This is a genomic window from Micromonospora arida (genome assembly GCF_003857035.1).
GTDB lineage: Bacteria > Actinomycetota > Actinomycetes > Mycobacteriales > Micromonosporaceae > Micromonospora > Micromonospora arida.
Window position 1 is genome coordinate 68,154 of sequence record NZ_QGSY01000175.1, and the last position, 25,187, is coordinate 93,340.

24 protein-coding genes and 1 riboswitch are annotated in these 25,187 nt (G+C 71.5%); of the genes, 7 read left to right on the plus strand and 17 right to left on the minus strand.

Going from position 1 to position 25,187, the window contains the following annotated elements:
- Positions 1 to 53 precede the first annotated feature (53 nt).
- Positions 54 to 662 (minus strand): TetR/AcrR family transcriptional regulator, encoded by a 609-nt coding sequence (locus tag DLJ58_RS15640; RefSeq protein WP_124857102.1) that lies wholly within the window; start codon positions 660 to 662, stop codon positions 54 to 56.
- A gap of 116 nt (positions 663 to 778) precedes the next feature.
- On the opposite strand from DLJ58_RS15640, the gene DLJ58_RS15645 reads away from it, so the two are divergent.
- The gene (locus DLJ58_RS15645; protein ID WP_124857104.1) at positions 779 to 1,789 is read left to right on the plus strand and encodes an aldo/keto reductase; all 1,011 of its coding nucleotides are present in this window, start codon (positions 779 to 781) and stop codon (positions 1,787 to 1,789) included.
- Positions 1,790 to 1,804: 15 nt separating this feature from the next.
- Here DLJ58_RS15645 and DLJ58_RS15650 read toward each other — a convergent pair whose 3' ends face one another.
- A complete protein-coding gene (locus DLJ58_RS15650) occupies positions 1,805 to 2,632 on the minus strand; it encodes a GNAT family N-acetyltransferase (RefSeq protein ID WP_124857106.1) in 828 nt (275 codons plus the stop codon).
- A 7-nt stretch (positions 2,633 to 2,639) separates the two neighbouring features.
- A complete protein-coding gene (locus tag DLJ58_RS15655; RefSeq protein WP_124857108.1) occupies positions 2,640 to 4,220 on the minus strand; it encodes a helix-turn-helix transcriptional regulator in 1,581 nt (526 codons plus the stop codon).
- A 197-nt stretch (positions 4,221 to 4,417) separates the two neighbouring features.
- On the opposite strand from DLJ58_RS15655, the gene DLJ58_RS15660 reads away from it, so the two are divergent.
- Both DLJ58_RS15660 and DLJ58_RS15665 read left to right on the plus strand, forming a co-directional pair.
- Positions 4,418 to 4,678, plus strand: a complete 261-nt coding sequence (locus DLJ58_RS15660) for a hypothetical protein (RefSeq protein WP_124857110.1) — start codon at positions 4,418 to 4,420, stop codon at positions 4,676 to 4,678.
- 13 nt (positions 4,679 to 4,691) lie between these two features.
- Positions 4,692 to 5,825, plus strand: a complete 1,134-nt coding sequence (locus DLJ58_RS15665) for a cupin domain-containing protein (RefSeq protein ID WP_124857112.1) — start codon at positions 4,692 to 4,694, stop codon at positions 5,823 to 5,825.
- 68 nt (positions 5,826 to 5,893) lie between these two features.
- On the opposite strand, the gene DLJ58_RS15670 is transcribed toward DLJ58_RS15665, so the two are convergent.
- The 5 genes from DLJ58_RS15670 to DLJ58_RS15690 form a co-directional block, all read right to left on the minus strand.
- On the minus strand, positions 5,894 to 7,369 hold the full coding sequence (locus DLJ58_RS15670) for a PepSY-associated TM helix domain-containing protein (RefSeq protein WP_124857114.1): 1,476 nt from the start codon (positions 7,367 to 7,369) through the stop codon (positions 5,894 to 5,896).
- Positions 7,370 to 7,648: 279 nt separating this feature from the next.
- Positions 7,649 to 8,212: a copper resistance CopC family protein gene (locus tag DLJ58_RS15675; protein WP_124857116.1), complete on the minus strand. Its 564-nt coding sequence runs from the start codon at positions 8,210 to 8,212 to the stop codon at positions 7,649 to 7,651.
- Positions 8,209 to 9,417 carry a Dyp-type peroxidase gene (locus tag DLJ58_RS15680; RefSeq protein WP_124857118.1) on the minus strand — a complete coding sequence of 403 codons (1,209 nt, stop codon included), beginning with the start codon at positions 9,415 to 9,417 and terminating at the stop codon, positions 8,209 to 8,211. The genes DLJ58_RS15675 and DLJ58_RS15680 overlap by 4 nt, the downstream gene beginning before the upstream one ends.
- 23 nt (positions 9,418 to 9,440) lie before the next feature.
- Positions 9,441 to 10,043, minus strand: a complete 603-nt coding sequence (locus DLJ58_RS15685; RefSeq protein ID WP_124857120.1) for a copper chaperone PCu(A)C — start codon at positions 10,041 to 10,043, stop codon at positions 9,441 to 9,443.
- A gap of 65 nt (positions 10,044 to 10,108) precedes the next feature.
- Entirely contained in the window at positions 10,109 to 12,223 is a 2,115-nt protein-coding gene (locus tag DLJ58_RS15690; protein ID WP_124857122.1) for a copper resistance protein CopC, read from the minus strand.
- A 121-nt stretch (positions 12,224 to 12,344) separates the two neighbouring features.
- A riboswitch (cobalamin riboswitch) is annotated at positions 12,345 to 12,561 on the plus strand.
- A 196-nt stretch (positions 12,562 to 12,757) separates the two neighbouring features.
- Here DLJ58_RS15690 and DLJ58_RS15695 point away from each other — a divergent pair.
- The 3 genes from DLJ58_RS15695 (at position 12,758) to DLJ58_RS15705 (ending at position 15,936) form a co-directional block, all read left to right on the plus strand.
- Entirely contained in the window at positions 12,758 to 13,204 is a 447-nt protein-coding gene (locus tag DLJ58_RS15695; protein ID WP_238684380.1) for an acyl-CoA thioesterase, read from the plus strand.
- A 407-nt stretch (positions 13,205 to 13,611) separates the two neighbouring features.
- Positions 13,612 to 14,688 (plus strand): cellulose-binding domain-containing protein, encoded by a 1,077-nt coding sequence (locus tag DLJ58_RS15700; protein WP_158629596.1) that lies wholly within the window; start codon positions 13,612 to 13,614, stop codon positions 14,686 to 14,688.
- Between the two features lie 183 nt (positions 14,689 to 14,871).
- The gene (locus DLJ58_RS15705; RefSeq protein ID WP_124857124.1) at positions 14,872 to 15,936 is read left to right on the plus strand and encodes an ABC transporter substrate-binding protein; all 1,065 of its coding nucleotides are present in this window, start codon (positions 14,872 to 14,874) and stop codon (positions 15,934 to 15,936) included.
- Here the strand turns inward: DLJ58_RS15705 and DLJ58_RS15710 are convergent.
- Genes DLJ58_RS15710 through DLJ58_RS15730 form a run of 5 tightly spaced genes read right to left on the minus strand, consistent with a single transcriptional unit; the run spans position 15,857 to position 20,999 of the window.
- Positions 15,857 to 16,537 (minus strand): ABC transporter ATP-binding protein, encoded by a 681-nt coding sequence (locus tag DLJ58_RS15710; RefSeq protein WP_244218954.1) that lies wholly within the window; start codon positions 16,535 to 16,537, stop codon positions 15,857 to 15,859. The genes DLJ58_RS15705 and DLJ58_RS15710 overlap by 80 nt on opposite strands.
- Positions 16,534 to 17,538 (minus strand): ABC transporter ATP-binding protein, encoded by a 1,005-nt coding sequence (locus DLJ58_RS15715; protein WP_124857128.1) that lies wholly within the window; start codon positions 17,536 to 17,538, stop codon positions 16,534 to 16,536. Before DLJ58_RS15715 ends, DLJ58_RS15710 begins: the two co-directional genes overlap by 4 nt.
- Positions 17,535 to 18,419: an ABC transporter permease gene (locus tag DLJ58_RS15720; RefSeq protein ID WP_124857130.1), complete on the minus strand. Its 885-nt coding sequence runs from the start codon at positions 18,417 to 18,419 to the stop codon at positions 17,535 to 17,537. Before DLJ58_RS15720 ends, DLJ58_RS15715 begins: the two co-directional genes overlap by 4 nt.
- A complete protein-coding gene (locus DLJ58_RS15725; protein WP_244218955.1) occupies positions 18,412 to 19,431 on the minus strand; it encodes an ABC transporter permease in 1,020 nt (339 codons plus the stop codon). The genes DLJ58_RS15720 and DLJ58_RS15725 overlap by 8 nt, the downstream gene beginning before the upstream one ends.
- On the minus strand, positions 19,401 to 20,999 hold the full coding sequence (locus DLJ58_RS15730; protein ID WP_244218956.1) for an ABC transporter substrate-binding protein: 1,599 nt from the start codon (positions 20,997 to 20,999) through the stop codon (positions 19,401 to 19,403). The genes DLJ58_RS15725 and DLJ58_RS15730 overlap by 31 nt, the downstream gene beginning before the upstream one ends.
- A 189-nt stretch (positions 21,000 to 21,188) precedes the next feature.
- Between DLJ58_RS15730 and DLJ58_RS15735 the strand changes: the two genes are divergently transcribed.
- Positions 21,189 to 21,689, plus strand: coding sequence for a signal peptidase II (locus tag DLJ58_RS15735; RefSeq protein ID WP_124857132.1), 501 nt, complete (start codon positions 21,189 to 21,191; stop codon positions 21,687 to 21,689).
- Here the strand turns inward: DLJ58_RS15735 and DLJ58_RS15740 are convergent.
- From DLJ58_RS15740 to DLJ58_RS15755, 4 genes are read right to left on the minus strand one after another with little or no spacing between them, the layout of a single operon-like run.
- Positions 21,678 to 22,280 (minus strand): LutC/YkgG family protein, encoded by a 603-nt coding sequence (locus DLJ58_RS15740; RefSeq protein WP_244218957.1) that lies wholly within the window; start codon positions 22,278 to 22,280, stop codon positions 21,678 to 21,680. The two genes, DLJ58_RS15735 and DLJ58_RS15740, sit on opposite strands and share 12 nt — an antisense overlap.
- On the minus strand, positions 22,277 to 23,722 hold the full coding sequence (locus DLJ58_RS15745; RefSeq protein ID WP_124857136.1) for a LutB/LldF family L-lactate oxidation iron-sulfur protein: 1,446 nt from the start codon (positions 23,720 to 23,722) through the stop codon (positions 22,277 to 22,279). The genes DLJ58_RS15740 and DLJ58_RS15745 overlap by 4 nt, the downstream gene beginning before the upstream one ends.
- Positions 23,719 to 24,429 carry a (Fe-S)-binding protein gene (locus tag DLJ58_RS15750; RefSeq protein WP_124857138.1) on the minus strand — a complete coding sequence of 237 codons (711 nt, stop codon included), beginning with the start codon at positions 24,427 to 24,429 and terminating at the stop codon, positions 23,719 to 23,721. Before DLJ58_RS15750 ends, DLJ58_RS15745 begins: the two co-directional genes overlap by 4 nt.
- Before the next feature lie 29 nt (positions 24,430 to 24,458).
- On the minus strand, positions 24,459 to 25,178 hold the full coding sequence (locus tag DLJ58_RS15755; RefSeq protein WP_124857140.1) for a GntR family transcriptional regulator: 720 nt from the start codon (positions 25,176 to 25,178) through the stop codon (positions 24,459 to 24,461).
- Between the last annotated feature and the right edge of the window lie 9 nt (positions 25,179 to 25,187).

The following is a 25,187-nucleotide window of genomic DNA, read 5'->3' on the forward strand; positions in this document are numbered from 1 at the left end:
CCCGCGGAGCCCGGTCGCTCCGTGGCATGCGCGGTGGCCGGACCGGTTGCGGGTCAGCGCAGTCCGCGGATGAGGTTGTCGACCAGGGTGCGGGCGAAGTCCTCGGTGAGCGGCAGGTCGGCGATGAGAAGCCGGTGGTAGCAGGCGCCCCAGAGTTGGTCGACGACGGATTCGGGGTCGATGTCGGCGCGTAGCTGCCCCCGGGTCATGGCCCTGGTGAGGGTTTCGACGGCGAGGGCCCGGCGGGGGGCGGAGTAGCGCTCGCGGTAGGCGGCGGCCAGTTCCGGGTCGGTCTGCGCCTGCCCGATGAGTTGGCTGATGACGCGCCCGGCGGTGGTGTCCCGCACCAGGTGGACGAAGGCGACGAGCTGGTTGGTCAGGTCGGCGACGATGTCGGCGGTGTCGGTGAAGGCCAGGGTGGGCGCGACGACGGTGAAGTAGCCGTCCAGGGCGAGCGCTCCCTTGGAGGGCCACCACTTGTAGATGGTCATCCGGCTGGCTCCGGCGTGGGCCGCGACCTTCTCGATGGTGAAGCCGGCCATGCCCTCGGCCAGCAGGAGTTCACCGGCGGCCGTGAGGATTTCCGCGCGTACCTGATCGGCCGGCCGGCGGCCGCGACCACGGCGCGCTGGCGTCTGGGCATCCGGCGTGAGCTCGGCCACTGGTCCTCCTGGTTATATGGACACGCTGTCTACTTGCTGGTTATATGGACACAGCGTACACAGCGGTGCCCGGACGCCACGAGGCACCGCGACGACGACCGAAGGAGACGAGGGACATGACGGGTCTACGACGGCGACGGTTGGGTGCCTCCGGGCCGGAGGTGTCGATCATCGGGCTCGGCGCGATGGGCATGTCCGACCTGTACGGGCCGGCCGACGAGGCGGAGAGCGTCGCGACGCTGCACGCGGCGATCGACGCTGGTGTGAACCTGATCGACACCGCGGACTTCTACGGGTCGGGTCACAACGAGATGCTGATCGGCCGTGTGCTGCGGGAGCGTCGCCGGGACGAGGTGGTGCTCAGCGTGAAGTTCGGCGCGCGCCGGACACCCGACGGCGGCTTCCAGGCGGCACCGTACGACGTGTCGGCGGCGGCGGTGAAGGACCGGCTGGCGTACTCGCTGCGACGGTTGGGTACCGATTACATCGACATCTACCGGCCGTCGCGGCTGAACCCGCAGGTGCCGGTCGAGGAGACCGTGGGCGCGCTGCTGGAGATGCAGCAGGCCGGCTACATCCGGCACATCGGGCTCTCCGAGGTGGGGGCGGACAGCATCCGCAGGGCCGCGGCGGTGGCGCCGATCAGCGACGTCCAGATCGAGTACTCGCTGCTCTCCCGGGGCCCGGAGGCCACCATTCTGCCGGCGCTGCGGGAGCTGGGCATCGGGTTGACCGCCTACGGGGTGCTGTCCCGAGGTCTGCTCAGCGGCCACTGGTCGGCGGACCGTGCGCTGACCGGCACGGACTTCCGGGCCAACAGCCCACGGTTCCAGGGCGAGCACCTGGCCGCCAACCTGCGCCTGGTGGACGCGCTCGGCCGGGTCGCGCAGCGGCTGGGTGCGACCACGAGCCAGGTGGCGATCGCCTGGGTGGCCGCACAGGGCGAACGGATCGTGCCGTTGGTCGGGGCGCGGCGGCGGGACCGGCTGACCGAGTCGTTGGCCGCGGTCGACCTGGTGCTCGACCAGGACGCCCTGGACGAGATCGAGCGTGCCGTGCCGGCTGGCGCCGCCTCCGGCCAGCGGTACGCGACCGCCATGATGGCGCTGCTCGACAGCGAGAAGTGACAGCGGCGGGCGGCCTCAGGAAGCTGCTCGCCAGACCCAGTTGCGGCGTTCGTAGAGCGGCACCAGCCCGGCCCGACGCATGTTGTTCAGCGACGGGTTCTGCTGGCCGGGCGCGGGCTTGCCGGTCTCGGCGAACAGCCACCGGCATCCCGCCTCGGCCGCGGCTCGGGCGCGGGCGGCGATCAGCGCCGACTGCGCCCCGAGGCCGCGGTGACCGGAGGCCGTCGCGGCGGCGTTGAGCGATGCGGCCTCGCCGTGCAGGAACAGGTTGCCGCCCGCGACCAGTTCGCCGTCGTCCCAGGCCGCACAGGGTCGCCACGCCGGCTGGCCGACCGTCGCGGCCAGCATGTCGGTGAGCCCGCCGGTCGGCATGCCGAACCCGGTGAGCAGCACGTCGGCCCAGCGCCGCGCCTCGGCGGCCGGCACCGGGGCGACGCGCAGACGGGTCTGCGTCGCGGCGACGTCGCCGGGTCGGGCGGCGAGCTTGACCCAGGTGCTTCCCGGCTCAAGCCCGCGCGCTGCGGCGACCTCGTCGAAGCCCGCCGGCAGCACCGACGGAACGAGCTGGAGGACAGCCTGGTCGACGCCCTGCTCCCGGTAGAAGTCGAGGACGCGGTCCAGGGTCTGCACTGTGAACGGCTCGGTGGTGCCGAAGCCGAGGGCCTTGTTCCAGTACCCGCCGGAGGGATCGTTGCGCATGGCGAGGGCGACACCGCCGCCGATGCGGGTGGTGGCGATCCCGAGTTCGGTGTACGTGGGCCCGGGCGCCTGCGACTCGTAGGAGTGCATGAATTCGCACTCCACGGCTTCGGCGAGCGGCGTCAGGTCGGCTGGCGCGGTCATCGGTTGATTATCGTCTGGTCCGTTCCCAGGTCCGCACCAACTGCATCCGATTGTGAATGCCCAGCTTGTGGTATATGGAGCGGAGTTGGGTGTCCACGGTGTGGAAGGAGACGAAGAGGCTCCGGGCCGCCTCCTTCTTCGTGGCGCCGGCGGCGAGCATCTCGGCCACCCGCTCCTCGGCGGGGGTGAGCGCGCCGATGCCCCGGCTTGGCGGCCCGTCGATCGACGGCCGGTGGCGCGGGGTGGCGGCGAGGTCGGCGCAGCGCCGGTCCGCGATCGCCTGGTCGCCAGGAGCGCCGATCCGGGCGTAGAGGGCAGCCGCCTCGTGCGCGGCATCGCGCGCCTCCCCGGATCGCGCCCGGGGACTGTTCGCGAGGTCGAGCAACGCGTCGGCCAGCGCCGGCCGCGCGGCGGTGGTGCGCAGCCGGTCGACCGCCGAACGGAGGGCGTCCGGGTCGTCGTCGCGCAACCCTCGGCTCTGGTCGGCCAGCGCCTGCCACAGCGGCACGGGGGTACGGGTGGAGACCAGCTCGACCAGCTCGGTGACCCGGCGGGCGGCCCTGGTGTCGTCGGCCGCCACCGCCGCGCGCACCAGTCGGGGGCCGAAGTGCGGCACGGGCAGGAGTGACCGGACCGACCGGTGCAGGTCGGCAACGACCCTGGTGAGCAGGCCGGTCGGCGCGCTGAGGGCGGGGTCGCGCACCGCCACACAGAACGCGTACGTCCACATTGTTCGGTCGGGCCACCGGTCCTCGGCGAGGCAGGCGCGGAGGACGGCGCGGGCGTCGTCGTGTTCGCCCCGGCGGTAGCGGACCTCGCCGATCACCGCGACCAACAGGGCACGCACCTCCCTGCTGAGGTCCGCAGAGCCGGAGCTGAGCGTCGTCACGGCCAGCGCGGCCGCCTCGGGCAGCTCTCCCACGGCCACCATGCGCAGGCAGTCCAACGCGGTCAGGCCGGTGAGTGAAACGTCGGCCGCGTCGGGCGCCTGGCGCGTCGCGGCCCGCGCGTCCTGGTGCCGGCCCAGACCGAGCTGCACGAGGATCCGTTCCGCCCGGATGGACGGGGCGTCGGCGCGTGCCGCCCAGGAGCCCGGGTCGAGGGCCGCCAGCACGGCCTGGGCACCCGGAAGATCACCGTGCGCGAGCGAGCGGGCGGCCCGGCCGAGGGCGAGGTGGCGAGCCGACGTCGGGTCACCCGACGCGGCGTGCGCGGTGCCCGCGTCGCGCAGCAGGGCATCGGTGTCCGGATGACCCGTGCGGGCCGCGATCGTGGCGACCAGGGCGAGCAGGGTGCCCCGGCTGTGGGTTTCCAGTCGGAGGTTCAGCGCCTCCCGCAGACCGGCGAGGGCGATGCTCGGCTGCTCCAGCGCCACGATCTGCGCCAGGCGGCCGAGCAGAAGGGCCCGGTGGCGCTCGCCGCTGCGACTGGTGGCGAGCTCCGTCGCCAGGACGTGCAGCGCCTCCATCCCGCGTCCGGCGAGCCGGAGCTGGTCCGCCGTGGCGAACAGCCGGTGCCGTCGCTGCTCGGCGTCGCCGGCGATGTCGTCGGCCGGAAGGGTCCCGGCATTGAAGGGTGATTCGGACAATGGCGTTCTCCCCGGTTGTTACCAGGCGCGTCGAAAGGCCGTCCTGCGACCGAGCCTAGCCACGGCGACAGGTACGGGCGACCAGATCGACGAACCGACGGGAGTGCGCCGAATGACCCCACTGTCCGGGATTCGACCTGCGGTAATGGCGCGATCACGTGATGCCACGTACGACGTTCGGCACCGATCATCGAACCATGGCCCAGCTCACCGAACTTCCCGGTCTGCATCGGCTCCGGGTCGTACTGCTGATGTTCGTCCTCTACGCCAGCACCGGGGCGGCTGGTCACGCTCCGGTGTGGACCCGCCTGGTGCTGACGGCTGCCGCCGCGGCGATTCCGGTCGCGATCGCGGTCCAGTACGGCTGGCCCGGACTGCGTGCCCTGCTGGGGATCTCGTCCCGGCTACGGCTGCGGGGCGGATCCGTTTCCGCACCCAATCCGATCCGACCCGAGTGAGGAGACAGCGATCATGGCGAACAGCGATCCAGAGCCGCGACGAGGCGACCAGGGCGCCTCGCCCTTCGCGGGCCGCAACGTCGAGCTCGAACGGCAGAACCCGGACCTCCTGGTTCCACCGACGACCGACAGCCGGCTGGTGCCCAACCTCAAGTTCTCCTTCTCGCAGGCGCACACCCGGGTGGAAAAGGGCGGCTGGACCCGGGAGGTCACCAGCCGCGACCTCCCGATCGCCAGCCAACTGTCCGGAGTTCAGTTCGGTCTCGAGCCGGGCGCGTACCGGGAAATCCACTGGCACCAGCAGTCGGAGTGGGCGTACATGCTCAGCGGCAGCTGCCGGATCAGCGCCGTCGACCACGAGGGCCGCAACTTCATCGAGGACGTGAAGGCCGGCGATCTGTGGTTCTTTCCGCAGGGCGTGCCGCACAACATCCAGGCGTTGGAGGACGGCGCACAGTTCCTGCTGGTCTTCGACGACGGGGCGTTCTCGGAGAACAACACGTTTCTGCTCAGCGACTTCTTCGCACACACCCCTCGGCACGTGCTGGCCAAGAACTTCGGCTGGACGCTGGAACAGATGGAGAACCTGCCCGAGCGGGAGAAGTACATCTTCCAGGGTGATGTCCCACCGCCCCTGCAACAGGACCGGGTGGTCAGCCCGACCGGTGACATCCCCCGGAGCTTCAAGCACCGAATGCTCGCGCAGACCCCGCAACGATTCCGCGGGGGTACGGTCCGGATCACCGACTCGACAAACTTCGCCGCCGCCGTGACCACCGCGGCGGCCCTGGTGGAGGTCGAGCCGGGTGGGATGCGCGAGTTGCACTGGCATCCCACCACCGACGAGTGGCAGTACTACATCTCCGGCACCGGGCGGATGGGCGTCTTCGCCGCGCAGGCCGCCGCCCGGACGTTCGACTTCCAGGCCGGCGACGTGGGTTACGTCCCCTTCGCGTACGGCCACTACATCGAGAACACCGGCGACGAGCCACTGGTGTTTTTGGAGATGTTCCGCCATCCCCGGTTCGAGGACATCTCGGTGATGCAGTGGATGGCGAACACGCCCCACGAGGTCATCGCCGACACGATCAACGTGCAGAAGTCGATAGTCGACGGCCTGCCGAACACCAAACAGGTCGTGATCTGAGCCAGCCAGCCAGCCAGCCAGCCAGCCGTCCGGCCGTCCGTCGGAGGACGGACGGCCGGTCCGGTGGGTCAGCTCCCCGCGGGTGCCGGGGAGGTGGGAGCCGCGGCAGGTCGTCGGCGTCGAGACACCGCACCCACCGCCACGTCGATGACGAGGAAGGCGAGCAGGGTGAGCCCGAACAGGGGCAGCGCCCAGCCGATCGCCACGGTCACCGGTACGCCGATCAGCAGCGCCCAGAGCGGCAGACCGCGTACGCCGCCGCGGGCTGGCGGGGTGCCGGCGATCGCACGGCGGTCGACACGGGTGGGCCGGCGTTGCCACCACATGCGGTAGCCCCAGAAGATGACGCAGAGCAGGCCGAGGGCGAGCGCGGCGAGCAGGATCTGGTTGACCAGGCCGAAGAGGATCCCCATGTGGGCCTGGATGCCGAGGCCGCTCAGTTTGGCCAGCAGGGGCCAGTCGGCGAAGTCGCTGCGGGCGGTGACCGTGTCGGAGGCCGGGTCGACGGCGATGCGGTCCTTCTTGACCGGCCAGGTGTTGTCGACCTGCGTGACGGTCCAGGCGGAGCCGGGCTCCGGCGCGGGAGTGATCTCGACCGGCCCGGAGAGGCCCGCGCCGCGAGCGACCGTCAGGACCCGATCGAAGGCCGCCGACTCGACGAGCCCGCCTGCCCCGGCGGCGCCGTGCTCGTGGCCCCCGCCGGTCTCGGCAGGGGCGGGGGGACCGGCGGTGAGGCTGGTGGAGATCTCCGGAGTGCGGGCGCTCAGCGCGTCGAGACCGGCGGCGAAGTTCGCGCCGGCGTAGCGGGACCAGGTCAGGCCGGTGACGGAGAGGAAGAGGAGTCCGACGGTGAGCCAGATGCCGGTGGTGGCGTGCCATCCTCGGGTGCGGCGGACACCCTTACCGGTGGACAGGTCCGGCACGAGCAGGTGCCGAGCGGCGGCTCGGGCTGCGCCGCGTCGACGCCACCAGAGGATGACCCCGCCGAGCGCCATCACCCACAGCCAACTCGCGGCCAGTTCGGAGTAGTGCTCGCCCACCGTGCCCAGGTGCAGGTGGCGGTGCAGGTCGTCCAGCCAGGTGGTGATCGGCGTGGACCCGAACCAGGTGGTGAGCTGCCCCTGGGACTCGCCGGTGTACGGGTTGATGTAGACGGTGTGCTGGTTCTCGCCGAGCTCGGGCAGGGAGAACACCACCTTGGTGGTCCGGTCGCCGTCGCCGGGTTGCACTGTGGTGATGCTGCCGTCGGGGTGCGCGTTGCGCGCGGCCCCGATCTGCGCGGCCAGTGGCAGCTGACGGTCACCCACCTGGGCGACGGTCAGCTGGTCGCCGTAGAGGATCGAGTCGAGTTGCGGGGTTGTGGTGTAGGCCAGGCCGGTCAGTGCGGCGACCACCAGGAACGGGGCGACGAGGATGCCGGCGTAGAAGTGCAGCCGCAGCAGCAGCGCGCCGAACGGCGACGTGCGCCGGGCGGCTCGGGCCGGTTTCTCGGCGGTCGTGGCGGGCTCCGGCGTCGGTGCGCCGGACAGTTCAGTCAGAGACATGGTGATCCGATCGGAAGAGTCGGGAAGCACGAAGGTGTTTCCCGTACTGGTCTGGTCGCCCGGTGAGGTGTCGCGTCGGCCCTGACTGGTAGTCGGGGGAGAGACGCCGGCGGTTCCCCGAAGACGGTTCCCGATGTCAGGGCTGGTCCGGCCGGACCGTGCGGCCCTGTTCACGCTGGTCGGCGCGGATCCACTGGCGAATCAGGACGATCATGACGACGATGGCGGGCAGCTCGCCAGCGCGACGAGCGGATGGGTGAGCAGTTTCGCGAGCCGGGATCAGCGTCGGGCCGCCCGCCGCCACAGCAGCGCAGCCGTTACCAGGACGAGGAGGGCCAGCACGGCAGCCGCGACGAGTACACCGGCGCTCGGACCACCGCCGGACTCTGCCGCTGCTGCGGCCGGGGCGGGCGCTGACGCGCTGACAGCGACAACCGGCGCGACGGTGGACGTCGGATCGGCCACCGTGAACGGATAGGACCCCTGAACCGGGTGCCCGTCGACGGAGACGACCCGGTAGGCGACCGTGTATGTCCCGTTCGGCAGGGTGTCGGTCACCTGCACCGTGCTCTTCGCTCCGGTGACCACCGGTTCGCCGGTGGGAAGCTTCCGCTTGGCGGCGTCGGTGAGCACGATGGTGGTGAACGCGGGGTCGAGTCGCTGCATGAATTCGAGCGTGACCTCGGTCGGTGCGCTCGGCACTGTCGCGTCCCGAGCGGGCGTGGCCGTTCGGAGCGAGTTGTGCGCCCAGGCCGGGCTGGCCGGGACGAGCACCGCCACGAGGACGGCGAGCACCGCCGCGCCGAGTCGGACGGCTGCGGGACGGGACGGCGGCACGCTCATGCGAGCACCTGCTCGCCGATCCACCCGCCCGGTTGACATCCGGGCGGGATGGCGAAGACAGCGGACCCGATCGGCGTGGTCCACTCGTTGAGCAGGTCCCGGTCGGCCAGCCGGCGCTGGATGGGCAGGAACTGTCTTGCGATGTCGGCCTGGTACGAGGCGAAGATCAAGCCGCTGTCCGCGTGGCCCTCCGCCGTCGGCACCCCGTCGTAGTTGTAGGGCCGGCGCAGGATCTTCAACCGGTCGTCGGTGACGTGGGCGCGGGTCATGTGCGAGAAGTCGGGGATGACGGTCAGGCCGTCGGCGTCGGTGGCGGCGAAGTCGGGTTCGTCGTGTTCGGCGGTCCCGGTGAGCGGGGCGCCGGTGTCGAGCCGTCGCCCGACGGCGAGTTCGCGGTCGGTCCGGCCGAGCAGGTCCCAGGTCTCCATGTTCATGCTGATCCGCCGGAGCACCACTGTGGTGCTGTCGCGCAGCCACGCCGGGCCTTCCGGGACCCAGAGCGCGGTGTCCATGGGCGCGCCGGGTCGGGGGTTGGCGGTGCCGTCGAGCTGACCGAACAGGTTGCGTTGGGTGTGGCCGCCCGGCTCGACACCGGGGCTGCGCCGGAAGCCCTGCTGGACCCACCGCACTGTCGCGAACGGTCGGCTGTCCTTGATCAGGACCCGCTGGGCGTGGGCGACGGAGATCGCGTCGTCCGCGCAGATCTGTAGCAGCAGGTCACCGCCGGACCAGGCCGGCTGGAGTCGGTCGATGCGGAACGACGGCAGTTCGGTGACCGATGCCGGCCGGCGGTCGTCGACGCCGGCCGCCCGGTAGAGGCCCGGCCCGAAGCCGAAGGTCACTGTCAACCGTGCCGGCAGCAGCCCGAGTTCGGCCTCGGTGTCGGCCAACGCGGGTCGGCCCTGGGTGAGCCGGGCGGCGTCGTCGGTGAGCAACCGCAACATCCGGCCCAGCGCGGCCCGGTCGGTGCCGCGCCGCAGGGTGAGCGCCACGAACGACGCGTGCGCCTGCGGTTCGGTGGACACCCCCGCCTGCCGGGTGCCGTGGAACGGCTCGACCAGGCCGCCGACGCTCGCCACCGGCGTGGTGTCGGCGGAGGCCGGTGGTGGCCCGCTGCCGGTACGAGTCGTGGCGATGGCGGCACCGCCGGCCAGGGCTCCTCCGGCAGCCAGGGCTCCGCCGGTGAGCAGGCCACGCCTGCTCACCGGCCGGACGGGTGGCGTCTGCGTCACGATGACGGGCTCATGCTCATCTCCGGCGTGGCACTCACGCCGGGCATGGGCTGACCGTGCCCGGGGGCGTAGCTCTCCTGCGCGCCGGTGAACGGCTTGGCCACGGCGCTGAACTGTTGGGTCTTGCCGTCGGCGAAGGTCAGCGTGAAGGTCAACTCGTCGCCGGCCTGAACGGGCTTGGTGAGGTTCATCAGCATGAGGTGGTCGCCGCCGGGCTCCAGCGCATGCGCGCTCTTGGCCTTGATCACGATGCCGCCCTGCTTCTGCCGCATGACCATCTTCCCGTCCTTCATGGCCATCTCGTGCAGCTCCATCGGCGACAGGGAGGTCGTGGCCCCAGTCACCGTGACATCGGTGTCGCCGTCGTTGACCAGGGTCCCGAAGGCCGCCGTCATGCCCTTGTCGGCCGCCTTCACCCACGGGTCACGAATGCCGAGCACACCAGCGTCCGGGTTGGCCGGGGCCGACGCGGACGGGCCCGCCTGCGCGGTCGACGGAGAGTCGGACGACCCGCACCCGGCGGCGCCCACCGTCAGGATCGCGGCGGCGAGGATGGCGGCCGAGCGACGGCGTGAAGCGTTTGGGCTGGTGGTGCGCATGTGTTCTTCCTCCGATGGTTGCTGCTGGGAGGTTGGTCGGCCGCAGCTGGGAGAAAGTTCCGGACTCAGGGAAGGTTGATCGTGAACTCCCCGGTGTGCACCTTGCCGGCGACCTGGAAGTCGAAGAAGGCCCGGTACCGGCCTGAACTCGGTGCGGTCAGCCAGAACTTGACCGTCCCGTCGACCAGCTCCTGCTCGGGGTGGACGTGCACGTAGCCGAGGTCACCCTCACGAACCACTACCAGGTGCCCGTACGCGGCAAGGTATCGCTCCAACTGCACGGGGGTGGTGGTGTCGGCGCTGGCGACCTGGAAGTGGATCGGCGCCGTCACCCCCACCGTCGGGGTGCCGGTCATCGACACCGCGTACGGACCAGCCGTCGCCTGGGCCTGTGGCGGCGGCAGCGCGGTCGGGGTGTGCGCGCCGGGCACTGTGTGGTCGACGCCCAGCACGAGCGGCAGCGGCGTGCCGTTGGCAGCGGTGACGGAGAAGTCGGCGTAGACGCGGTACCCGCCGGGTCGGGCCAGCGTCATCGGGACGCTCCAGGTGCCGTCGGGTGCCATCGTCGGGTGCAGGTGCTGGTAGCCGGTCAGGTCACGGCCCACGACGATCATGTGCAACGGCTTGTCGTGGACGACCGCGAAGCGTGTCGCCGGCTGCCGGTCGGTGCCGACGATGCGGAAGCGGTAGTCGGCGCGTACCCCGGCGGGTTGGGTTCGTTCCAGCGGTTGCAGCGTGTACCCGCCGGCGCTGACGGTCGTCCCGGTGGCAAGCGTCTCGCCCGTTCCGCCGTCACCCCGGTGCGTGTGCGGTCCGGTGCCCGCCGGGTGTTGGTGTCCGTCGTTCGCGGACCCTGCCGGGCCGGAGGCGGGCGGACCGCCCGCCGGCTGCCGGGCGTTGTTGGCGGCCGGGACCTCGTTGCCGCTGATGCGCGCCAATCCGAATCCGCCGAGCAGGGCCAGCACCATGGTACCGACGAACAGTGCCAGGCTGGTGTTGCTCAGCCGGGACCCGGGCGTCGCCGTGGCCAGATCCGGGTCAGGCGATGCCCCGGAGTCGACGGGCGGTCGATTGTCGGTCGTGGCGAGGGCTTTCGCGTTCTCATCGGTCGGAGTCGGATCGACAGCCACGCCCGTCCGAGCCACGACGACGGCGGTGTCCTTACGCGCGGCCGGCACGGCGCTGGGTCGCCGCTTACCGTCCGAGGTCTGCGTACCGCTGCCGGTCGCCGCGACGGTCCTGTCTGCTTCGGTCCTGTCACCGACCGCTCTGCCGCCGCCAGTCCTGGCAACGGCGGGCTTGCTGCCGGTGGCCTTGGCACCGGTGGCCATGGCGCTGGCGGTCTTGGTGCCGGCGGTCCTGGTCCCGGGACGGGTGCCGGCGCCGCGTCGAGCGGATGTCGCCGGCGCGGTACGGCCGCGGCCGGCGGGTCTGCCAGTGGCGGTCGTTCGCCGACGCCAGACGACGAATCCGGCTGCCGCGGCCGCCACCGCGACCACCGCCAGGCCGACCCACGCGACCGCTCCGGGGCCGCTCTCGTCCGTCGGTTCGGTCGGCGCAGCCGCTGCCGCGGATGGCGGAACCGCCGTCTCGGCCGCGACTGTCGGCACTGCCGAGACCTGCCCGGACGACCCGTGTTGCTCGGCGGTGGCCAACAGCGCCGGATCTGGTTGGGTCGACGGCGGGCTCCACCCCTTGGGCGCCGCCGTCACCGGCCCGTCGTAGCGGAAGGTCAAAGTGCCGCGGACGGGGTCGCCGTCCGAGGCGACCGACAGGTAGCTCACCGAGTACTCGCCCGTGGCCGGCAGGTGCGCGACCGCCACCGTCGCGGGGAACCCCGTGGTGTACTCACGTGGCTCGAACTGGCCGTTGACCAGGAAGTACTCCCGCACCGGCTTGTTCAACGGCTTGGGCTCCCCGTAAGACCAGCCATTGTCGACCCGGATGCCACCTGGCGCGGTGACCGTGAAGAACGCGTTGGCGGCAGCCTTCTCGGTGAAGAACAGCTGCACCGACGTCAACGGCTCGCGCACCGTGGCGCCACCCGCCGGCGTGGACATCGCGAGGGTCCCGTGAGCTGCGGCGGGCTGAGCGGACGCGAGGAGAGCGACCGCCGACGCGAGGAGGAGCGCGAGGAGGCCCGAGACCATCCGCCCAGGAATCTGAGGGTGACGACGCATCTGAATATCCTCACTGCGCTGAGACTTTTTACAAGAGGTGACGAACTTTTTCCTCACATGGCTAAAGCCGAACACCTCCCGGGTGGTCTGCCGGGCTGAGGGGCCGTCGCCCCTGGCCAGCTATGCTCCCGGTGGCGCTGGTTCGTCCGGTCGTGAGCTGGCCGGGCGTCGTAAGAGGGAACCCGGTGGGAATCCGGGGCTGCCCCGCAGCGGTGAGTGGGAACGACCGCCGTCATCAGCACTGGGCCAGTGGCCTGGGAAGCGACGGCCAGTAGGGGACCGGCGTGGAGCCGGTCGGGCCCGCGAGTCCGAAGACCTGCCCGCGCCGCGTACACAACCGTGTGCGCTGCCGTCGGCCTCGTGGGTGGGCTGAGCGGGTGACGTGCCGGGGCGGTGTGCGCCGGTGTGTCCTCGTCAGCGTGTGCCCGTGTTCCGGCGGTGTGGTTTCCCGAGGGACGGACTACCGCTGTGCACGACACCACCACGATCGCCGGCCGAGCGCCGTCGGCGTCGCACCTGACCCTGTCGCAGATCATGGATCAGCACCACACCAACCTGATGGGTACGGTCCACGGCGGCCGGATCCTCAACCTCATCGACTCCGTCGCTGGTGTGGTCGCCGCCCGCCATTCCGACGGGCCGGCGGTCACCGCCGCCATCGACGAGACCGCGTTCCTGCGGGCGGTGCGGGTCGGCGACGTCGTGCATGTCGACGCGCGGATCACCTGGGCCGGTCGCAGCTCGATGGAGGTCGCGGTCAAGGTGACCGCCGACCGGTGGGACCGGGCGGTGCCACCCACCGACGTGGCCACCGCCCACCTGGTCATGGTCGCCATCGACGACGACGGCCAGCCTCGTACGGTGCCGCCGCTGCTACCGGAGACCGACGGTGACCGGCGGCGGTACCGGGAGGCGGAGATCCGCCGGAAGCACCGGCTGGCGCTGCGGCGCGCGCTGCTCGACGGTGCCGAAGACGACTGACCCGGCTGGTACTACCGCTACCGGCGCCCACATCACGAGAGGGTGCACCCGCGCTGTGACTCGCAGGCTGACTGATGGCCGTCAGTCTGGTGATCTGCTCACTCGCCGGTCCACATTGCAGGCTCGCGTACCCGGCGCTCGGTTTTCTGCCGGGACTTGGCCGCCCACTTCGTTGCGTTCTTTGACGCGAAGTCGTCCAGGACCTGGCGGTCAGTCGCGGTCCAGGCGGGAAGCTGCGCTGTCCACTCTTCTGCCTGTTCGGCGCTGTGGCCGCTACCGATCAGCCATGGCGGGCTGTCCGTTGTCCTGCCGGCGGCAGGACTGCCGTGCGTGCCTTGACAGGAAGGTGGAGCAGCAGGACAGTCGAGATATTCATAGACGTCCAACTATTTACGGCGAGGTGTGCCATGCGGAAGTCGCTGACTGCTGTGGCCGCCATCGCTGTTGCCATGGTCGCGATGATGGCCGCGATCTCACACGCCAGTGCGGCGAACGCGGCGGCCGGGTGTCGGGTGAACTACGTCGTCACCAGCCAGTGGACCGGTGGCTTCCACGCCGACATCGCGGTCACCAACTTGGGTGACCCAGTCAACGGGTGGACGCTGCGGTTCGCGTTCCCAGCAGTCGACCAGCGGCTCACGCAAACCTGGAGCGCCACCTGGGCCCAGGCGGGCCAGCAGGTCAGCGCGACCAATCTGGGCTGGAACGCGACCCTTGGCACCAATGGCTCCGCGAACATCGGTTTCGTTGGCGCCTGGTCGGGCAGCAACCCCATACCAGCGTCGTTCACGCTCAACGGCGTCACGTGCACCGGCGGCGTCCTGCCCAGCGTGACGCCGACCCGGACGACCACACCGCCGGTCGCTGACTGGCCGGCGATCGTCACCTGGCTCAGCCCGACCGCCGGCGCGGTGTACACCACGCCGGGAACCGTCCCGCTGGCTGCGACCGCGACCGTGGGAGGCGGACACAGCATCACCTCGGTGTCGTTCCGGGTGGACGGCGTCACGGTGGCCCGGGGGGTGAGGACGACCGGTGACCGGTTCGAGGCGCTGTGGACACCACCGATCGGGGAGCCCGGCACCAGCACCACCTTCGTGCTGTACGTCTCGGCCGGCACCGACCAGTCGCTGTCTGGCGCTGCGCCGCCGTTGCTGGTCACGGTGGTGACGCCGGCGTCCACCGGCACCAACCACCCGCCGGCAGTGGCGTTGAGCACCCCCGGCGGGCAGACCTACTTCCTCGAGCCGACGACCGTCACGCTGGTCGCCGACGTCGCCGACACCGACCCCGGGGACCTCGTCAGCCGCGTGGAGTTGTACCTCGGGGCGACCCGGCTGGCCGTGACGCCGACCAACAGCGGACAGCGCTACCAGTTCCAGACGGCCCTGTCGGCCGGCACGTCGTCCACCTTCACCGTGCGGGTCCATGATTCCCACGGCGGTATCGGCATCTCGAACCCGCTGACCTTCACCATCCGTTAGCGCCTCGGCCCTCCGTCAAGGGCTGACCAAGGTCCTTCCACTGGCCGTCGACACGTTTGCGAGTCGGCACGCTTCCTCAGCTGGCTTCGGTGAGCATCCTGCGGCCCGGTGACGAGAAGTTCCCCTACAGCGACGGCTCGCACAAGTGGACGTGGCGCGGTCGCGCCTGGTAGGCAGGCGGTTGTGCGCATCGTTTCCCTGCTGCCGGCGGCCACGGACATCGTGGCCATGCTCGGCCTGACCGGGCACCTGGTCGGCCGTACCCACGAGTGTGACTGGCCGCCGGGGGCCCTGGCCGACGTCCCGGCGGTGACCGCGACGTCCCTGCCGGAGACCTTGACGAGCCGGGAGATCTCGGCGGCGATCGCCGGTGACGCGCACCGAGGCTCGTCGTTGTACCAGCTCCACGTCGCCATGCTGGAGCGGTTGAAGCCGGATCTGATCCTGACCCAGGATCTGTGCGACGTGTGTGCGGTCTCCTACGAGCGGGTCAACGACGCGGTTGGTCTGATCGATCTCGACACCAGGGTAATGTCCCTGGAGGCGCGGACCATCGACGGGATCCTGGACACTGTCGATGCCGTGGCCGCGCTGACCGGCACCGAAGGCAGGGCGGCGGAGATCCGAGCCGACGCCGAGCGTCGCCTCGCCGCGTTGCCAGGGCCGGTGCCCGGCGCGCCGACGGTGCTGTTCGTCGAGTGGCTCGACCCGTTGATGCCGGGCGGGCACTGGGTTCCGGAGCAGATCACCTACGCGGGTGGGCGGTCGCTGCTGCTCGGGCCGGGTGCGCACAGCACCCCGCACCCGTGGTCGGTGGTCGCGGACCTGGCCCCCGACGTGGTGGTGTTCGGGCCGTGCGGGTTCACGCCGGAGCGAACCATCGATGAGCTGTCCGTGGCGACCGCGCAACCCGGCTGGGCGGACCTGCCCGCGGTTCGTCAGGGGCAGGTGTGGGTGGTCGACGGGCCTGCCTACTTCAACCGCCCCGGCCCGAGGGTCGTCGACGGCGCGGAGATCCTCGCCGGCATCCTCGGCGGGCCGCCCCGACTCCCGCGCCCGGCGGGTGCAGCTCGACGTCGGCTGACGCTGTCGCGCCCGAGTGGCGGAGGCGGACCTCCGATGCCGATCGCCCGTTGCCCCTGGCATTCGCGACGGCCCGGAGTGCGGGTCAGGTGCGCGCCCTCGCTGCACCGGCGAGGTCGACGATCCGGTCACTCCAGTGGTCCAGCAGGGTCTGGTCGTGGGTGATGACCAGGACGCCAGCCCGCTGGGTCCGCTGGTAGTCGCGGATGACGGCGGCGACGTGCGCCTGGGTCGAGGCGTCCAGCATCGCCGTGGCCTCGTCGCAGAGCAGGTAGTCCGGCCGGTGTACGAGGGCCCGGGCGAGGCAGGCGCGTTGCAGTTGCCCGTCGGACACCGCGTGTGGCCGTCGGCCGCGCAGGTCGGCGGTGAGGCCGACGAGGTCGGCGAGTTCGGCCACCCGCTCCCGAACCGTCGCCTCGGGGGTTCGGACGGCACGTAGCGGTTCGGCGATCAGGTCGTCCAGGCTCAGCCGGGGATCGGCGGCGGCGCGCGGGCTCTGGAACAGGACGGCGACGCGGGTCCGCAGGTCGACCGGCACGGCGTACCGCACTCCGTGGACCGGCGTGCCGTCGATGCTGACCTGGCCGTGGTCCGGGCGGTGCAGGAGGGCCAGGACCCGGACCAGTGTCGACTTGCCACATCCGGACGGGCCGCGGAGTCCGACCGTCTCGTCCCGGCCGACCCGCACCGTGACACCGTCGAGCACGACCTGACGGCCGTACCCGACGGTCACCTCGTCGGCGAGCAGGTGTTCTGGACTGGTCACGTGACGGCTCCGGTGCGGATCGGGTGGTGGCAGGCGACGGTGCCGTCGTCGGCGATCGGCGTCGGCGGCGGCTGGCTCGCGCAGGTGTCGGTGCGGTGCGGGCAGCGGGGCGCGAACGCGCAGCCCGGAGGCAGCGCGGTGAGCATCGGCGGGTCGCCCGGCACCGGCCGGAAGGCACGGTCCGGCAGGGCGTCGAGCAGCGCCGAGGCGTACGGGTGGGCCGGTGCGGTGAAGAGTCGGTCGGTGTCGCGGTGTTCCACGATGCGGCTGGCGTACATGACGGCGACGGTGTCGGCGACCCGTTGCGCGGCTGCCAGGTCGTGCGTGATGAGCACGACGGCCGAGCCGTTGTCGCAGCGGCGTCTCAGCAGGTCGAGGGTGTGGTCGACCAGGGGTCGGTCCAACCCGGTGGTGGGCTCGTCGGCGATGAGCAGCGACGGGTCGGGTGCCAGCGCGAGCGCGGTGACCAGACGCTGTGCCATGCCACCGGAGAGTTCGTGGGGGTAGCGGTCGAGGTCCGCTGGGTCGAGCCCGACGTCGACAGCCAGTTGGTCGGCGTCGGCGCGGTCGTGGCCGTGCGCCCGCAGCGTCTCGGCGAGCAGTCGGCGTCCGGTGCGCACCGGGTTCAGGGCGGTGGCCGGGCTCTGCGGCACCAGCCCGACCCGGCGCCCACGCACTCTGCGCGCCAGGTGGCGCTGACCGCAGGTGATCAGGTCGACCGGTTCGCTGTCCGGCTCGTGCAGGACGGCGTGGCCGGTGGTCGTGGCGTTGCCGGGCAGCAGGCCGAGCAGGGCGTGGGCCAGGACGGACTTGCCGCAGCCGGACTCGCCGACGATGGCGAGCAACTCGCCGGCCCGTACGGTGAGGTTGAGGTCGCTGACGGCACGCACCGTCGCGTCGCGGAGTCGGAACTCGACGCCGAGGCCATCAACGGTGAGCAGCGGCTCACTCGTGCCGGCGCGGGGCGACGCGATGGCGGGACCGGATTCGGTGGTGGTCACAGGTGCAGCTCCGCTCGGACCCGGGGATCGAGGCGGTCGCGCCAGCGGGCGGCGAGGACCGCGATGGCCAGGGTGACGACGACGATGACCGCGCCCGGCGCCAGGCTGGCCCACCAGGCACCTGTCAGCAGCGACCCCTGACCGTCATTGATCATGTTGCCGAGTGAGGCGAGGTGCGGCGGTAGGCCCAGGCCGAGGAACGACAGGGCGGTCTCGTGCCATACCGCGTGCGGGATCATCAGGGTGGTGGCCAACGCCAGCCGGGGCAGGACGTGCGGCAGCAGGTGTCGGGTGAGGACCCGGAATCGGCCGGCCCCACCGCTGATCGCGGCGTCGACGAACGGTCGGGTCCGCAGGCTCAACAACTCGGATCGGACGATGCGGGCGGTGGAGAGCCAGTGGGTGAGCCCGACGGAGGCGATCACCGCGCCGAGGCTGGGACGCAGCATGGCGACGATGAAGATGCCCAGCAGCAGGTGGGGCATCGCGGCGATGGTGTCCACCATCCGCATCAGGAGCCGGTCCACCCGGCCGCCGAGCATGCCGGCGATCCCGCCGACCACGCCCCCGAGAACCGTGGCCACGAGGGCGGCGACCGCGCCGACGAGCAACGAGACCCGCAGTCCGTAGACGGCCCGGTGTGCCACGTCGCGGCCCAGGTCGTCGGTGCCAGCGAGGTGGGTCCAGGACGGTGCCAACCGGGTCTGGTCCAGCGCGACCGCGCTCTGGTCGAGCGGCCAGACGAGCGGAGCGAGCAGCGAACCGACGACGGCCACCAGCAGGACCAGGCCGGCGATGACGACGCCGGTCTGGCCGGGTCGCAGCCGCAGCCGGGACCGGGCCAGGTGGAGCAGCGGCGGTCGGGTTGCAAGGTCAGCCATCGAGTCGCACCCTTGGGTCGGCGGCGGCGTAGGCGAGGTCGGTCGTGAGGTTCGCGGCCAGCACCACGGCGGTGGTGACCAGCGTGATCGCCGCCAACAGCGGGAAGTCGCTGCCCAGCGCGGCGGCCACCGTGACGGCACCGAGGCCCGGCAGCGAGAAGACCGTCTCGACAAGCACCGCCCCGCCGACCAGCTCGGGCAGGTGGGTGCCGACCAGGGTGAGGAACGGCAGCAGCGCGGTCCGTAACGCGTGCCCGAACAGGACCGTCCGCCCGGGCAACCCGCGGGCCCGCGCCGCGAGCACGTGGTCGTCGCGCATGCTCTCCGCTACCGCGTCCCGGACGAACAGCACGAACCACGGTGCCTGGGAAACGGCCAGCACTCCGACCGGCAGGATCAGGTGGTGCGCCACGTCGGCCCACGAGGTGCTGGTCGCTGTGACATCGGTGAGCCCACCCGCCGGAAACCAGCCCAGGGCCAGCGCGAACACGGCGATCGCGGCCAGGCCCAGCCAGAACACCGGCATCGACTGCACCGCATAGGCGGCAGTCCGCAGCGCGCGGTCGAACAGCCCACCCCTGCGGTACGCGGCCAACGAGCCCAGTAGCAGGCTCCCGACCAGGGCCAGGGCCAGGGCAACGCCGATCAGCAGCAGCGTCCAGCCGGCCCGGGCGGAGAGCACCGAGGCGACCGGCTCGTGACGACTCGTCGACCAGCCCAGATCGCCCTGGACCAGGTTGCCGATCCAGCGCAGGTACTGCACCGGCAGCGGGTCGTCGACACCCCAGTTGGCGCGGATCTGTGCCAGGTTCTCCTCGCTGGCGGTGAAGGCCGCCGCGCCCGCGTACTGCTTGGCGGGGTCGACAGGTGAGGCGGCCCCCAGGGCGAACATCCCGATGCTCGTCGCGGCGAGCACGGGCACGGCTACCAGGAGGCGGCGTCGGACCACCGCCCCGGCCCCGGCCAGTCGGCCGGAGCGGGTCATGAGCGCGTCCAGGTGTTGATGTTCCACCAGATGCTGTTCGCCACCCCGTGCTCGTGCGCCTCGACCCGGGGGGCCGTGCCCTGGACGGAGGACTTCAGCACGTAGGTGTGCCGCAGGTAGGTGAGGAACAGCCACGGCACGTCAGTGGCCAACTGCTTCTGGAACTGCGCGTACGCGGCCTTGCGAAGAGCCGGGTCGATCTGGTCGCGGCCCTCCTGAAGAGCGCGGTCCGTCACCTCGGAGCGGTACGAGCCAGGGTTGAAGTAGCCCTGCCCTGCGAATTGGGAGCTGAACAGCTTGTACGAGACGAAGTCCGGGTCGTACGGCGTGCCGTAGCCCATCAGCAGGGCGTCGGACTTCATCCGCGGGTCGATGGCGTCCCAGGTGAGCCCGGCCGGCGTGACCTCGATGCCGATCTTCTTCGCGTCGGCGGTGACGGCCAGGGCCAGGTCCTTGCGCAGGGTGTCGGTTGCCGGGTACATCAGCGTGAACCGGGCCGGCCGGCCGTCCTTGGCCCGCACCCCACCCGAACCGGGCTTCCAACCGGCCGCGTCGAGCAGCGCGCTCGCCGCCGTCGCGTCGGCGGTCGGCGTGCCGACTGTCGAAGGGTCGGCGAACTCGGAGGTCGGGGGGACCGGCCCGAACGCCGGCTCGCCGGCGCCACCGAGGATGCCGGAGACCATCGCGGCCCGGTCGACGGCGAGGTTGAGCGCCCGGCGGACCGCCGGGTCGGCGAGGACCGGGTTGCCCATCGGCAGCATCACGCCCCGGTAGTCGGCGGTCGGCACCCGCTGCACCCGGTACGCGGTGTCGGAGTCGAATCCGGAGGCGAGCTTCGGCGGCAGCTCGGCGGCGTCGAACTCGCCGGCCCGCATCCGCTGGGCGCGGACGTTGTCGTCGGCGACGAACGCCACCACGACCCGGTTGTTCGCCGGCCGGCCACCGAAGTAGCGCTCGTTCGCGGTGAGCACCAGCCGGTCACCCGGCGTCCAGGACTCGACCTTGTACGGCCCGGTCCCGATCGGCTTCCGGTTGAACCCGGTGGTGTTGATGTCCTGCCCGCTGAGCAGCTTCGACGGCACGATGCCGAGGGTGAGTCGCTGCAGGAACGGCGCGTACGGGTAGCGCAGCCGGAACACGACAGTGGTCGCGTCGGGCGCGGTCACCGACTCCACCATGTCCAGGTCGGAGCGGAGCGTGGAGTCCACCTTCGGGTCCAGCACCGCCTGGTAGGTGAAGGCGACGTCCGCCGCGCTCAGCGTGGCGCCGTCGTGGAACTGCACCCCGTCACGCAGTGTGGCGGTCACGGTGCGTCCGTCCGGCGAAACCGTCGGCAGGGCCGTGGCCAGCGCGGGGACGAGGCGGTTGTCACTGTCGCGGGCGACGAGCCCGTCGAAGATCAGCGCAGCGCCGTCGACGCCGAAGTTGAGCACCGGGTTGAGTGCGTCCGGCTCGTCGGAGGTGGCCACGACCAGTGTCGCGCCGCCGGCTGGGCTGTCCGGACTGGTCGGGGTCGAGCAGGCGGCGAGGACGAGCATCCCGGCCGCTGCTGTCGACGCCACGAGCCGTCGGAAGGTCGGACGGATCCGGGTCACGGAACGCTCCTGTGGTGTGGGGAACTCGGCGTGGGCATGCAGGTGCAGCCGCAACAGTTGATGATCACGGTGGCACAGTTGCAAGTTCTTTGCAATTGCCACATGCAGGCATCACGCCCGGCGGGATCCGTCGGACAGGCCCTCGCGCTCCGGTGGTGACGGCCCGCGGTGACCGGCTAGGGTTCCGGGATGTTCCGCGCCGTCGTGTTGATCGCTGCCGTGGTGCTCGCCGCCGATCAGGCCACCAAGTACTGGGCCGAGTCCGCGCTGTCCGACGGGCAGACCATCACCCTCCTCGGTGACCTGCTGCAACTGCGGCTCTTGTACAACCCGGGCGCGGCCTTCTCGGTCGGCTCGGCGTACACCTGGATCTTCGCGGTGTTCGCGGCGGCGGCGGTGGTCGCGGTGACGGTCGTGGCGTGGCGGGTCACGTCGCGCGCCTGGGCGGTGGCGTTGGGCCTGGTGCTCGGCGGCGCGACGACGCACCTGCTGGACCGGCTCTTCCGGGAGCCGGGGTTCGCGCGGGGGCACGTGGTGGACTTCATCGACTACGCCGGGTTCTTCGTCGGCAACGTCGCCGACATCGCCCTGGTGGTCGGCGTGGGCATCGTCATGCTGCTCAACGTGCGCGGCGTCCCGCTGCGGGACCCGGCGGGCGAGACCCGCGAGCAGGTGTCGTCAGACTCCTGAGCCGATCAGGACGACCTCCAGGCGGCGCGGGCCGTGCACTCCCTCGACCCGGTTCAGCTCGATGTCGCTCGTCGCGGACGGGCCGGAGATCCAGGTCAGTGGCGCGCGCGGGTCAAGTCGGGTCAGCGCCTCCGGCAGCAGGCCGACGACCTGGTCGGTGCGGACGACGCAGATGTGCCGGTCGGGCACCAGGGTGAGCGCACGTCGACCCTGCGCCGGGCCGGCGTCCAGGATGATGGTGCCGGTGTCGGCGACCACGACGGCGCAGCCGGTCAGGACCGCGTCCAGGTCGTCGAGCGCGGCCGGTGACAGCGGGGGCGCGTCGCGGTGCAGCTCTCCCGCGTAGCCGGCCAGCCAGTCGGCGGGGACGTCGATGGGTACGGCGAGCCGGTCGACCTCGCTGAGCAGCCGAGGTAGGGCGTCGATGCCGTGGTGGACGACCGCCCGGTAGTCCTCCAGGCGGTCGACCAGGGTGTCGATCAGATTGGGGCGGTCGTCGACCCGGCGGTACCCGCGGGGCACCTGCACCGGCGGCGGGCTGTCGGCCAGCGCCGTCCGGAGCCGCGCCAGGATCTCGTCACGTGCGCTCACTGTTTTCCCCACCATTCCCGGAAGGTCTGCGGCGCGGGCAGCGGCACGTCACGCGACCGGGTCCACGCCGACGCGGGCCAGGGCAGTCGCCGCAGCGTGCGAGCGCCGGTGCGCCGCTCACGGTACGCCCCGAGCGGCCCCGCGCCGGCCCGGGCCAGGCGCAGGGCGGCGGCCCAACGTCGAGGGCTGCGCATCACCCAGGACAGGACGCGCATGGTGGCCCGTTCGGCGGGCGGGTGCGGTGCCTGCTGGCGGAGGTGGACCAGGATCTCCGGAATATTGATCTTCACGGGGCACACGTCGTAGCAGGCGCCGCAGAGGGTCGACGCGTACGGCAGTGAGGCGTTGTCGGCAACACCCGTCAGCTGCGGCGACAGGATCGCGCCGATCGGGCCCGGGTACACCGAGCCGTACGCGTGCCCGCCGGCCCGCTCGTACACCGGGCAGACGTTGAGGCACGCGGAGCAGCGGATGCAGGACAGCGCGGGCCGCCCGACCGGGTCGGCGAGCACAGCGGAGCGGCCGTTGTCGACGAGCACCACGTGCACGTCCTGCGGGCCGTCCCCGGGGGTGACGCCGGTCCACATCGAGGTGTACGGGTTCATCCGCTCACCGGTCGAGGACCGCGGCAGCAGTTGCAGGAAGACCTCCAGGTCGGTGAAGGTCGGCAGCAGCTTCTCGACGCCGACGACGCTGATCAGCGTCTCCGGGAGGGTGAGGCACATGCGGCCGTTGCCCTCGGACTCGACCACCACGAGCGTGCCGGTGTCGGCGACGGCGAAGTTGGCGCCGGAGACGGCGACCCGGGCCGAGAGGAAACGCCGTCGCAGGTGGGCGCGGGCCGCCTCGGCCAGCGCGGCCGGTTCGTCGCTCAGGTCGCTCGGCGCGTCGGCCATGCGACGCTCGAAGATCTCCCGGATCTGGGCCCGGTTGTAGTGGATCGCCGGCACCAGGATGTGCGAGGGGGTGTCCTCGCCGAGCTGCACGATCAGCTCGGCGAGGTCGGTCTCGTACGCGGCGATCCCGGCGGCTTCCAGCGCCTCGTTGAGCTCGATCTCCTGGGTCGCCATCGACTTGACCTTCACGACCTCGTCGGCCCCGGTGGCCCGGGTCAGCTCGACCACGATCCGGCACGCCTCGGCCGCGTCGCGGGCCCAGTGCACTGTGGCGCCGGCGGCGGTGACGGACGCCTCGAACTGCTCCAGCAACTCCGGCAACCGACGTTGGACGTCCGCCTTGATCGCCGAGCCGGCGTCGCGCAGAGCCTCCCAGTCGGGTACCTCGTCGACGACCCGGGCTCGCTTGGCCCGGATGGTGCGGGTGGCCCGGTGCAGGTTGGCCCGGAGCTGCGTGTCGGCGACAGCCGGCTTCGCGGCGGTGGGAAAGGGCAGCGGCGTGCGGATCCGCCCGCCCCCGGTGGCGGGTGCGACCGGATGGCTCATGAGGTGGCTCCCGTCTCGGCGAGAATCTCGGCGTAGTGCACGGCCCGTACGCCTGAGCGGTGGCGGTCGAGGCCGCCGCCGATGTGCGCCAGGCAGGAGTTGTCGGCTGCGGCGAGCACCCGTGCGCCGGTGTCGCGGACCCGGGCGCACTTGTCGGTGAGCATGGCGGTGGAGACGTCCGGGTTCTTCAGTGCGAACGTGCCGCCGAAGCCACAGCACTCCTCGGCGTCGCCCAACTCGACCAGTTGGATCCCGCGCACCTGGCGCAGCAAAGTCAGCGGCCGGTCGCCGAGGCGCAGCATGCGCAGGCCGTGGCAGGTCGGGTGGTAGGTGACCGTCTCCGGGAACTCGGCGCCGACGTCGGTGACGCCGAGAACGTCGACGAGCAACTCGGACAGCTCGTACGTGCGGGCGGCCACCGACGTGGCCGGCGCGTGCAGGCGCGGGTACTGGTCGCGGATCATCGCGGTGCACGACCCGGACGGCGCGACGATGGCGTCGTAGGAGTCGAAGACGTCGACGTAGTTGCGCACCATCGGCATGGCCTCGGCCCGGTAACCCGTGTTGGCGTGCATCTGCCCGCAGCAGGTCTGGTCGGCGGGGAAGTCGACGGTGTGGCCGAGTCGCCGCAGGATGCGGGTGACCGCGATGCCGGTGGCCGGGAACGCGAGGTCGTTGACGCAGGTGATGAAGAGGGCGATCCGCATGGCGGCTCCTCGGAGGTGTGGGGGGTGGATCACGCCGAGTCGCGCGGTGTTGCGGGGGCGGGGAGCTGGTCGAAGGCGGGCAGGTGACGCTCCCGGGCGGCGCTGAGGTGGGCGCGCATCGCCTCGGTGGCGGCTGCCGCGTCGCCGGCGACGATGGCGGCGGCGATGCGCTGGTGCTCGGTGTTGGTGTCCGGTGCGCCGGCGACCGGGAAGTACAGCCGGTGCAGGTGCAGGTGTGAGTGCAGCCGCGTGATGGTGTCCCGCAGCAGAGGGCTGCCGGAGACTTCCGCGATCAGGTCGTGGAACTTCGCGTCCAGCGCGGTGAAGGCGGCGTGTCGGCGATAGCCGTCGCCGGCCTCCACGTCGATGCTCGCAGCCGCCTCGGCGCTGATCCGTTCGCGGGCTTCGGCGGAGGCGTGCGTGGCGGCCCGTCCGGCGGTGGCGCCCTCCAGCAGTTGGCGGACGTCGAACAGGTCGTCGAACTCGGCACGGCTCAGCAGCGGCGTGGTGGTGTAGCCGGAGAGCGGGCGTTTACGGACCAGGCCGTCGGCCTCCAGCCGGGCGAGGGCCTCGCGGACCGGGGTGGGGGAGACGTCGAGCTCCCGGGCGAGCGCGTCGATGTTGACCCGCTCGCCGGGCGGAAGGATGTGGTCCATGACCAGCGTCTTTATCGACTCGTAGACGTCCTCGGCGAGGGTGAGTCGACGGGCGGGACGGAGTCGACCCTCGCGAGGTTCCTGCTGGGCCATCTCGTCTCC